At 60.6% G+C, this 9240-nt stretch carries 11 protein-coding genes and 1 pseudogene; 11 read left to right on the top strand and 1 reads right to left on the bottom strand.

The genetic code is table 11. The features are described from left to right. The 10 genes and pseudogenes from RUW20_RS07215 to RUW20_RS07170 form a co-directional block, all read left to right on the top strand. Positions 1-706, top strand: a 706-nt coding sequence (locus tag RUW20_RS07215) for a hypothetical protein (RefSeq protein WP_313951531.1), incomplete at its 5' end; no start/stop codon positions are given. 239 nt (positions 707-945) lie between these two features. Then, positions 946-1368, top strand: coding sequence for a hypothetical protein (locus tag RUW20_RS07210; protein WP_313951530.1), 423 nt, complete (start codon positions 946-948; stop codon positions 1366-1368). A gap of 169 nt (positions 1369-1537) precedes the next feature. After that, complete coding sequence (recA, locus tag RUW20_RS07205) at positions 1538-2554, top strand: recombinase RecA (protein WP_313951529.1); 1017 nt, start codon at positions 1538-1540, stop codon at positions 2552-2554. Between the two features lie 10 nt (positions 2555-2564). Beyond that, positions 2565-3014, top strand: coding sequence for a recombination regulator RecX (recX, locus tag RUW20_RS07200; protein ID WP_313951528.1), 450 nt, complete (start codon positions 2565-2567; stop codon positions 3012-3014). A 3-nt stretch (positions 3015-3017) separates the two neighbouring features. Beyond that, the gene (gene lptB, locus RUW20_RS07195; RefSeq protein WP_313951527.1) at positions 3018-3752 is read left to right on the top strand and encodes an LPS export ABC transporter ATP-binding protein; all 735 of its coding nucleotides are present in this window, start codon (positions 3018-3020) and stop codon (positions 3750-3752) included. An 82-nt stretch (positions 3753-3834) separates the two neighbouring features. Next, positions 3835-5250 carry an RNA polymerase factor sigma-54 gene (locus RUW20_RS07190; RefSeq protein WP_313951526.1) on the top strand — a complete coding sequence of 472 codons (1416 nt, stop codon included), beginning with the start codon at positions 3835-3837 and terminating at the stop codon, positions 5248-5250. A gap of 16 nt (positions 5251-5266) precedes the next feature. Then, positions 5267-5593: a ribosome hibernation-promoting factor, HPF/YfiA family gene (gene hpf, locus RUW20_RS07185; RefSeq protein ID WP_313951525.1), complete on the top strand. Its 327-nt coding sequence runs from the start codon at positions 5267-5269 to the stop codon at positions 5591-5593. 105 nt (positions 5594-5698) lie between these two features. Beyond that, positions 5699-6151, top strand: coding sequence for a PTS IIA-like nitrogen regulatory protein PtsN (gene ptsN, locus RUW20_RS07180; protein WP_313951524.1), 453 nt, complete (start codon positions 5699-5701; stop codon positions 6149-6151). Further along, positions 6148-7092 carry an HPr(Ser) kinase/phosphatase gene (gene hprK / locus RUW20_RS07175; RefSeq protein ID WP_313951523.1) on the top strand — a complete coding sequence of 315 codons (945 nt, stop codon included), beginning with the start codon at positions 6148-6150 and terminating at the stop codon, positions 7090-7092. The genes ptsN and hprK overlap by 4 nt, the downstream gene beginning before the upstream one ends. A gap of 47 nt (positions 7093-7139) precedes the next feature. Then, a pseudogene (locus RUW20_RS07170) lies at positions 7140-7448 on the top strand (PsiF family protein). 154 nt (positions 7449-7602) lie between these two features. On the opposite strand, the gene RUW20_RS07165 reads toward RUW20_RS07170, so the two are convergent. Next, the gene (locus RUW20_RS07165) at positions 7603-7983 is read right to left on the bottom strand and encodes a hypothetical protein (RefSeq protein WP_313951522.1); all 381 of its coding nucleotides are present in this window, start codon (positions 7981-7983) and stop codon (positions 7603-7605) included. An 85-nt stretch (positions 7984-8068) separates the two neighbouring features. Here RUW20_RS07165 and RUW20_RS07160 point away from each other — a divergent pair, with 85 nt between their 5' ends. Next, a complete protein-coding gene (locus tag RUW20_RS07160) occupies positions 8069-9238 on the top strand; it encodes a UbiH/UbiF family hydroxylase (protein WP_313951521.1) in 1170 nt (389 codons plus the stop codon). Positions 9239-9240: the final 2 nt, after the last annotated feature.

The raw sequence follows: 9240 nt of genomic DNA, 5'->3' as shown, positions 1-9240 counted from the left end.
TCTGCCCTGCCGCCTTGCCATGCGCTTGCCAATCGTGAAGCTCCCCTTTTTGTCGCTTGTTTCGTCCTTGCTGCCAATTATCTTGCTGGCCGCGGGGGAGGTCGAGGCCGTCGACCCTGGCAAGGTGACCGTTTCGTCGCCTCTCGGCGAGCGCTCGAGCGCGGGGGATGCGTTGGCCGGCGACAGCGAAGGTGTCATCGCGCCACAACAGCGCGGTTCGCCCGCTCGCCTCATCAGTACCGTGCCGGTCGCCCAAGCGGGTGTCGATTCCGCCTCTCGCGGCGACTTGTTCTTGCGCTTGAGTACCAGGCCATCCACCGATCTGCTGCGCCGAACGACTGACGACAAGCGCGCGCGGCTGCGTGTCGCGAACGAACTGGCAGCGACGCTCTACGCTCAGGCTCGGCAACAGTTGGCGGTTGCGGCACAACTCCGCCACATCGAGGCGGCTCTGGCGGCGTTGCGGCGGAAGGCCGAGCGACAGGCCAGGCCGGGAGAGCAAGCGCGGATCGCGCTACCGACGACAGTGGCGCTCAGCGCTCCGGCGACCATTTCCGGCCAAGCGCAAAGATCGCTGTCACCGCCGATTGCTCCGATCGACGACGCGTCCGCAGCCGAAATAACGGACTGGTGGCTGGGCATGGCGTCCGTGCTCGGGGTGATTGCCTTCCTGGTCTGGTTTTTTCGCCGCCAGGCCGGCCGGTAGTCCCCTTTGCTGGTAGTTGTGGTGCCCGCGAAACCGTCCGGCGAAACAGACCACCCGTCCGATGGGAAAGCGCAGGGTGGCGCCGCCGGTCGTCCGCTCCGCATTGGCCACGGCGCCGCTTACCGAGGCTCTTCAGGCGCAGACGCAGACGGTTGGCGTGGTGCCGCCTCAAGCCGCCTCGCGTCCCTGTCAGGGGCGGTGCCGGTGAGGTCACGAGAGTACTCGAACTTGCCGAAATCATGCTTCCTGCCGGCCGCATCGAGGGGGTGGCATCGGCCTTGGCGGAATTCGTCGAGTGCCACCCGTTGGCCGCAGTGACGCCGTGGCTGAAGCCGCTCGAGGTCTGTTGGAGGACCGAGCAGCGCGACGCCTTCGAAGCTCTCGGCGTGGAACTCAGGTGCTATTTCAACGTCGCTCCGGCGGGCGGGGAAGCGGTCGGCGATACGCTGGGATCAGGCGTTTCGCTCAACGACGCGCAGCTTGCATCGCTTGAGCAACTGCTGCCACGTTTGCCCACAATTGGACTACTGCCGCACCTTGCGCGCGAGATTTCGCGCACCGGGGGCTCGCCCGAATCCCTCGCCTACCTCAACAAACTCTTGCGTGACCACCGCGACGGGGGCGAAGAGACTTTGCCCCGAGCACGGGGCATGAGTTGCTGATCCTGATTGGCTTGCTGGAAAGCTGTCTCCCCCGCGTGCGCTGAACAAGGCTGCTGCTATCCATTTCGTCTACACTGTATATAATTACAGTCTTCAACGGTGCTGATCGTGGCGTGTTCAGTGCGGTCGAACATGGGATAATCGGCTCAATCAAGGGAAAGGACAGGCAATGGACGACAACAAGGCAAAGGCACTGGCTGCAGCGTTGGCCCAGATCGAAAAGCAGTTTGGCAAGGGTTCGATCATGAAGATGGGTGAGGGCAGCGTCGTGACCGACGTCCCGGTCGTTTCCACCGGCTCGCTGGGGCTTGACATCGCCCTGGGTATCGGCGGACTGCCACGCGGTCGGGTGGTCGAGATCTATGGTCCCGAATCCTCGGGCAAGACGACATTGACCCTGCAGGTCATCGCCGAAATGCAAAAACTCGGTGGCACGGCAGCTTTCATCGACGCCGAGCACGCTCTCGACCCGGGCTATGCGCAGAAGCTCGGCGTGAACCTGGATGAGCTTCTCATCTCTCAGCCGGATACCGGCGAGCAGGCGCTGGAGATCACCGACATGCTGGTGCGTTCGGCGAGCGTCGACGTGGTGGTGATCGATTCGGTGGCAGCACTGGTGCCAAAAGCCGAAATTGAGGGGGAGATGGGCGATTCCCTGCCCGGCCTGCAAGCACGCCTGATGAGCCAGGCGCTGCGCAAGCTGACGGCCAACATCAATCGCACCAACACCCTGGTCATCTTCATCAACCAGATCCGCATGAAGATCGGGGTCATGTTCGGCAGCCCGGAAACCACCACCGGCGGTAACGCGCTGAAGTTCTACGCTTCGGTTCGCCTCGACATTCGCCGTATTGGCGGCATCAAGAGGGGCGACGAGGTGATCGGCAACGAAACCAGAGTCAAGGTGGTCAAGAACAAGGTCGCACCCCCCTTCCGCGAAGCGATCTTCGACATCCTCTACGGTGAAGGAATCTCGCGCGAAGGGGAGATCGTCGAACTTGGGGTACTGCACAAACTGATTGAAAAATCGGGTTCCTGGTACGCCTACAACGGTGAGAAGATCGGACAAGGCAAGGACAATGCCCGTGAGTATCTCAAGAGCAAGCCGCAAATTGCCGAAGAGATAGAGGCAAAGATCCGTGCGGCGGTGAAAGTCCCGTCTCTGACCTCGACGGTGACGCCGTAGTGCTCCCGGGATGAACGTCTCGCTGCGCGAGAAGGCTCTGCGCATGCTGGCGCGTCGCGACCATGCGCGAGTGGAGCTGGCGCACAAGCTTTCACCGCATGCCGACTCCGCGCAGCAGCTTGACGCATTGCTCGACGATCTGGCGGCAAGGTCGCTGTTGTCCGACGAACGTTATGCGGCAGCGCGGGTTCATTCGCGCAGTGCGCGGGTGGGTGATGCACGGCTGGCTTACGAACTTCGCTCGAAAGGCGTCTCCGGCGAGCTGGTGAAGCTTGCTCTCGCCGGTGCCGAGGACGAGTTGGTCAGGGCGCGTCAGGTCTGGCTGCGGAGGTTCGGTAATCAGCCCTGCGTCGCGGGCGATGCCGTCGAACGTAGTCGTCAGATACGGTTCCTGGTGGGCCGGGGTTTTTCCGGTGAAACGGTCCGCCGCGTCTTGCGCGGCGATCTTGAAGATGATTGAGAGATGTCAGACACAAAGAGCACACTGTCTACACACCACCTCCAGAAGCGTTACAAGGCGCGTACGGTGGTTCATGATGTCTCCTTCGAAGTGGTCAGCGGCGAGGTCGTTGGCCTGCTCGGTCCTAACGGCGCCGGCAAGACGACCTGTTTCTACATGGTCGTCGGTCTCGTCGCCTGTGACGGCGGCGAGGTTCAGCTCGATGGGGAGAAACTGACGCGTCTGCCGATGCACAAGCGTGCCCAACGGGGCGTCTCCTATCTGCCCCAGGAAGCTTCCGTTTTTCGCAAGTTGACCGTCAGCGAGAACATCAAGGCAGTTCTCGAACTGCAGAAGCTGCCGGTGGACGAAATCGATGGGCGCACGGAAGGCCTGCTCGAAGAGCTGCATATCAGCCACCTTCGCCACAGTCCGGCGACTTCGCTCTCCGGGGGCGAACGTCGGCGCGTAGAAATCGCGCGGGCGTTGGCCACCGGTCCGCGCTTCATCCTGCTTGACGAGCCCTTTGCCGGTGTGGACCCGATCGCTGTCCTCGACATCCAGAAGATCATCCGTTTTCTCAAGGAGCGCGGCATTGGCGTCCTGATTACCGACCACAACGTCCGCGAAACCCTCGGCATCTGTGATCACGCCTACATCATCAACGAGGGTAACGTCCTTGCCGCTGGTCGGCCAGACGAAATCATTTATAATGAAAACGTCCGCAAGGTCTATCTGGGTGAGAACTTCCGCCTCTGAAGCCAACGGTCCTCCAGCCACAATTCGAGAAGCATATGGGCAGTTTTCCCCTGCCGACGCGGTGGCTCACCCGGTTCTGTAAATGAAACCGTCCCTCCAGCTAAAACTCTCCCAACATCTCGCGTTGACCCCGCAGCTCCAGCAGTCGATCAAACTGCTGCAACTGTCGACCATCGAACTCGAACAGGAGCTCGAAAAATACCTGTTGGAGAACCCGCTACTGGAGCGTGAAGAGGAGTACGCCCAGCCGGAGTCGTTGCCAGTGGGCAGCAGCGATGAAGAGTTCGCCGACCCTGGCGTGGCCAACGAGCACACCGAGCAGTCGTTTTCCGATGACGAAAGCTGGCCCGGCGAAGAAGGCGGCTACGTCGGCTCCTCGGGCTCCTTTGATGACGAAGACAGTGACTATCAGGATGTCCAGGCAGCGACCGTGTCCTTGCGTGAACACCTGTTGTGGCAGCTTGGCTTGATGACTCTCTCCGATCGTGACCGCGTTCTGGTGCGCTGTCTGATCGATGCGCTGGATGACGACGGCTACCTCACCCAGTCACTCGATGACGTCGCGGAAACCATGCCCGTGGAGCTCGAGATCGAACTGGAAGAGTTGCAAATTGCACTCAATCATCTGCAGCATTTCGATCCGACCGGTGTCGGTGCGCGCAGCGCGCAGGAATGCCTGTCTCTGCAACTGGCGGTCTTGCCGGTCGATCGCACCCGGACGCTGGCGCTGGAAATCGTCAACCATGGTCTGGAACTGCTGGCCAGCCACGACTTTCTCAAACTCAAGAAACAGACCGGTTGTGACGACGATGCGCTGCGCGCTGCGCATCTGCTCATCTGCAGCCTGAATCCGCGCCCAGGTGCGCAATACGGCTCTTCTGACACGCGCTACATTTCGCCTGATGTGGTGGTGCGCAAGATTCGCGGGCAATGGTCAGTGAACGTCAATTCGGACGCTTTTCCGCGTTTGCGGATCAACAGCCTGTACGCTCAGATTCTCTCCAGGCAGCGGGGATCAGGCCTCGCCGGTCAGCTTCAGGAGGCGCGTTGGCTGATCAGGAACGTACAACAACGGTTTGACACTATCCTGCGGGTGGCGCAGGCTATCGTCGAACGCCAGCGCCAGTTTCTGGATCATGGCGAAGTCGCGATGAGGCCATTGGTGTTGCGTGAAATTGCCGATGTGCTGGGGCTGCATGAGTCGACCATCTCGCGGGTAACGACACAGAAATACATGGCGACGCCGCGCGGGATTTTTGAACTGAAGTATTTCTTTGGCAGCCACGTCGGCACGGATGCTGGCGGGGCGTGTTCAGCAACGGCCATTCGCGCGCTGATCAAGCAGCTGATCAGCGCCGAAGAACCGAAGAAGCCGCTTTCGGATAGCCAAATATCCGAAGTTCTTGGTCAGCAGGGCATTGTTGTCGCACGGCGAACGATAGCAAAATACCGTGAGGCGCTCAGTATCCCGCCGGTCAACTTACGCAAGTCCATCTAGAAGAAGGAGCCACATCATGAACCTGCAAGTCAGTGGACACCACCTCGAGATCACGCCGGCCCTACGCGATTATGTCACCGGCAAGCTCGAGCGGATCATCCGTCACTTCGATAACCTGATAGACGTGAACGTGATTCTGTCGGTGGAAAAACTGAAGCAGAAAGCTGAAGTGACCGTTCACCTCGCAGGCAAGGATGTTTACGTCGAATCCGTTGACGAAGATCTCTATGCAGCAGTGGATGGCCTGGTCGACAAACTTGAGCGCCAGGTCCAGAAATACAAGCAGAAGTTGCAGGATCATCATCGCGGGCGCAAGATTACCGACCACATCGTCGTGGAGTGATCGGAGTACAGTCTGCGCGCGGGTCGGCCGGCTGCATTTGCCGGTCGATCCGTGCGCTTCCTCGCTTCAACTTAACCGTGTCAGCCTTTTTCGGGTTTTTGTCGCATGAGCCAGATTACCCAGTTGTTACCCCTCGAAAACATCATTCTTGATCTAGACGCGAGCAGCAAGAAACGCGCCTTTGAACACGTGGGGCTTCTTTTTGAAAACTACCTCGGAATCGCGCGCAGTACCGTGTTCGACAGTCTTTTTGCGCGCGAGAAGCTGGGTTCGACCGGCCTGGGACAAGGTGTGGCCATTCCACATGGCAGGATCAAGGGTCTGAAAGATGCAACCGGTGCCTTCCTGCGGCTGGCGACCCCGGTGCCATTTGATTCCCCGGACGGAAAGCCGGTTTCACTCTTGTTCGTCCTGTTGGTCCCTGAAGTGGCGACCGAGCAGCACCTGGAAATCCTCTCCGAGCTGGCGCAGCATTTCTCCGACCGAGCGTGTCGCGATGCCCTTTCCAACGCCGTCGATGCAAGTGGGATTCGCCAGATTTTCGCCGAAGGGACATGAACGTTCCGCGTCAGTTTAGTGTGGTCCAGCTGTACGAGGATCACCGCGACAAACTGAAACTGTCCTGGGTCGTTGCCGTTGGCGTTGACCGGCAGATCGAACTCAAGGAGCAAAGCAATTACGGTGCCGACGTGGTCGGCCACCTGAACCTGATTCATCCCGAGCGGCTGCAGGTGATCGGCAGGGCCGAACAAGCCTGGGCGCTTCGAGTTACCGCTGAGCGCTTGCGCCAACAGATGCGGGAGCTGATGGCCGCCAGGCCGCCCGCCCTGATCATTGCTGACAATCTTGAGATCCTGCCGGCGATTCGGGATGCCTGCGAGTCGACGCAAACGCCGCTGTTTGTCACTTCCAAGCCCTGTTCGGCGGTGATCGATTTGTTGCGCATCTACCTTTCGCGCCGCCTCGCCGGATCAACGTCAATGCATGGCGTATTGATGGATGTCTTCGGGATGGGCGTCCTGATCACCGGCGATTCGGGTGTCGGCAAGAGCGAACTGGCGCTGGAGCTGATTTCGCGCGGCCATGGTCTGGTTGCCGACGACGTCGTTGAGCTGGCGTGTATCGCACCGACGACGATCGAGGGGCGCTGCCCAAGTATGCTGCGAGACTACCTTGAGGTGCGTGGCCTCGGCTTGCTCAACATCCGCACCATCTTCGGCGAGACGGCATCGCGTCGGAAGATGAAGCTGAAACTGATTGCCCATCTGCAAAGGCCGCTCAGCGGCACCGACGGTCCGCGCTTGCCGCTTGACGCCCAGTCGCAGGACATTCTCGGCCTTGCCATACGCAAGGTCGTCATCCCGGTCGCTGCCGGGCGCAACATCGCCGTGCTGCTCGAAGCTGCGGTACGCAACAGCATCCTTCAGTTGCGTGGCATCGACAGCATGGGTGATTTCATTGACCGCCAGCAGCAGGCGCTGCTTGACGAAGACCTGTAGCAGTGGCCTAATCACGGGACTTCGCCAACAAAAAAGGAGTAACTCCGATGAAAGCCGTGATCGCTCTTGTCGCTCTACTTTTCGCCACTGGCAGCGCCTATGCTGCCGACGCGAAGAAGGAACCCTCGCCAGCTCAGAAAGCGCAGCAGGAAAAAATGAAAGCCTGCAATGCAGAGGCCAAAGAAAAAGCCTTGGCCGGCGATGGACGCAAGCAGTTCATGAGCAATTGTCTCAAGGCAGCGCCGGCGAAAGCGAGTCAGTAAAACAAGATGACCGGGTGTAATGCGGAAGCCGGTAGCCAGGCGCTGAAGGGCGACGAGCGCCAGCAGTTCATGAGTGAGTGCCTCAAGGGCTGAGCCCTGGTCTTTTCCCTGCTGCCGACCCGTTATTGCCGGCCCTGATAGCAGGGCCGGTTTTTCATTGCCGGGTGAGGATTTTCTTGCTAAAGCCAGCGTCCACGGCCCCGCCACTGCCAGGATGGCGGGCTGCCAGTTTTCAACATCCGCCGGGTTAGCCAACAGGGCATGGGCGCGGCCCGCGCTGGGCGGTCCGCCAAGCCGGTAGGCAAGCGACGTAACCATGGCGCTGCCCTTTGAGCAGTTCGCCCAAGCGTCGGTCGGCCTGCTGCGGAGTTGAATAGAGCACGGCGACGAAGGCGTTGCAGGCAGCCCAGCGCCCGCCCGGGGTGCGCAGCACGACGACCGGGCGGCCGCCGTCAACACTGGCCACCAGGCAACTCGAGTCTTCGTCTGCCCAGGAGGCGGCAACCAAATTCATCGCCTCGTGACGCGGCACGCACGCGGCGACCAGCGCATCGATCGGTGAATCGTGCTCGGTACGAACAATGGCAGGAAAGTAAGCGTGGCCAGCTGGCTTGGCAGTGAAGTCCATGAGTGTGGACTTCTAGCATCCTTGGCAGCACTTGTAAAACCCGGGTTGTGCGACGCACGCCTATTCTCTTTTTGAGCCCCATTGCATGCTAGCTGCAGAATTCGACGTTGTTATCGTGGGTGGTGGTCTGGCAGGTCTTTCGCTGGCGTGTGCTCTGCGCGACACGCGCCTCAGAATCGCTCTGGTTGAGCATCGTGCCCCGTCCCGCCCGTCGGGTTGGGATGCGCGTGTGTACGCGGTTTCGCCGGCCAATGCTGCCTTCCTGGAGGAGATCGGTGTCTGGAAGCACCTGGCGACAGAGCGGCTCGCTCCGATCCATGCCATGGAGATATTTGGCGACAGGGGGGCGGAACTCGATTTCTCGGCTTATGAAGCGGGCCTCCCCGAACTGGGCTGGATCCTTGAATCATCGCTGATGGCGTGCGAGCTCTGGGAAAACGTCAAGCGACAAGCTAACGTCACCGTACTCTGTCCAGCGACGCCCCAAGCTCTGGTGGTGAGCGCCGATGCAGTCGTGCTGACCTTGGCTGACGGCAAGGCGGCGTCGACGCGGCTGCTGATCGGCGCTGATGGGCGGGAGTCCTGGGTACGCCAGGCGTTTGGCCTGCCAGCGATCAACACGCCTTATGGTGAAATGGGTCTGGTGGCCAATCTGGCGTGTCAGCGCCCGCATCGCGGCGTTGCACGGCAGTGGTTTCGCGATGATGGGGTACTGGCCTGGCTGCCGCTGGCGGGAAATCGCATTTCGATCGTCTGGTCCACTCCCGACGCGCACGCCAGGGAGCTGTTGGCCCTGTCGGCAGAAGATCTATGCGCTCGGGTTGCCGCCGCTGGCAAGCACCAGTTGGGCACCTTCGAGCTGATCACACCTGCCGCAGCCTTTCCGTTAAGCTTGATGCGCGTGCCACGGATCGTTGCGCACCGCCTGGCCCTGATCGGCGATGCGGCGCACGGCATCCACCCGCTTTCCGGGCACGGCATCAACCTCGGTTACCAGGACGCCAGAGCACTGGCCACTCTGCTGGCTGCGACGCCGGCGTGGCAAGATCTTGGCAACGAGCGCCTGCTTCGCCGCTATCAGCGCGAAAGGCGAGAAGAAACTCTGCTCATGCAGACCACCACGCACACGCTTCACCAGCTCTTCCGGCAGGACTTCCCGGGGCTCAAGCCTTTGCGCAATCTGGGAATGAACCTGACGAACGTTTTGCCAGTCCTAAAGAATTCGCTTGTGCGCTACGCCATCGGCGCCTTCTGACA

Source organism: Accumulibacter sp. (assembly GCF_032229525.1).
In the GTDB taxonomy this organism is placed as follows: Bacteria; Pseudomonadota; Gammaproteobacteria; order Burkholderiales; family Rhodocyclaceae; genus Accumulibacter.
The sequence above is the reverse complement of the archived record's forward strand: the minus strand, read 5'-3'. Positions and strand labels throughout refer to the sequence as shown.

Coding starts and splice junctions, on each gene's coding strand:
- RUW20_RS07160 (WP_313951521.1), top strand. CDS start 8,069: ATGCTAGCTGCAGAATTCGACGTTGTTATCGTGGGTGGTGGTCTGGCA.
- RUW20_RS07165 (WP_313951522.1), bottom strand. CDS start 7,983: ATGGACTTCACTGCCAAGCCAGCTGGCCACGCTTACTTTCCTGCCATT.
- recX (WP_313951528.1), top strand. CDS start 2,565: ATGAACGTCTCGCTGCGCGAGAAGGCTCTGCGCATGCTGGCGCGTCGC.
- hpf (WP_313951525.1), top strand. CDS start 5,267: ATGAACCTGCAAGTCAGTGGACACCACCTCGAGATCACGCCGGCCCTA.
- RUW20_RS07210 (WP_313951530.1), top strand. CDS start 946: ATGCTTCCTGCCGGCCGCATCGAGGGGGTGGCATCGGCCTTGGCGGAA.
- hprK (WP_313951523.1), top strand. CDS start 6,148: ATGAACGTTCCGCGTCAGTTTAGTGTGGTCCAGCTGTACGAGGATCAC.
- lptB (WP_313951527.1), top strand. CDS start 3,018: ATGTCAGACACAAAGAGCACACTGTCTACACACCACCTCCAGAAGCGT.
- RUW20_RS07190 (WP_313951526.1), top strand. CDS start 3,835: ATGAAACCGTCCCTCCAGCTAAAACTCTCCCAACATCTCGCGTTGACC.
- ptsN (WP_313951524.1), top strand. CDS start 5,699: ATGAGCCAGATTACCCAGTTGTTACCCCTCGAAAACATCATTCTTGAT.
- recA (WP_313951529.1), top strand. CDS start 1,538: ATGGACGACAACAAGGCAAAGGCACTGGCTGCAGCGTTGGCCCAGATC.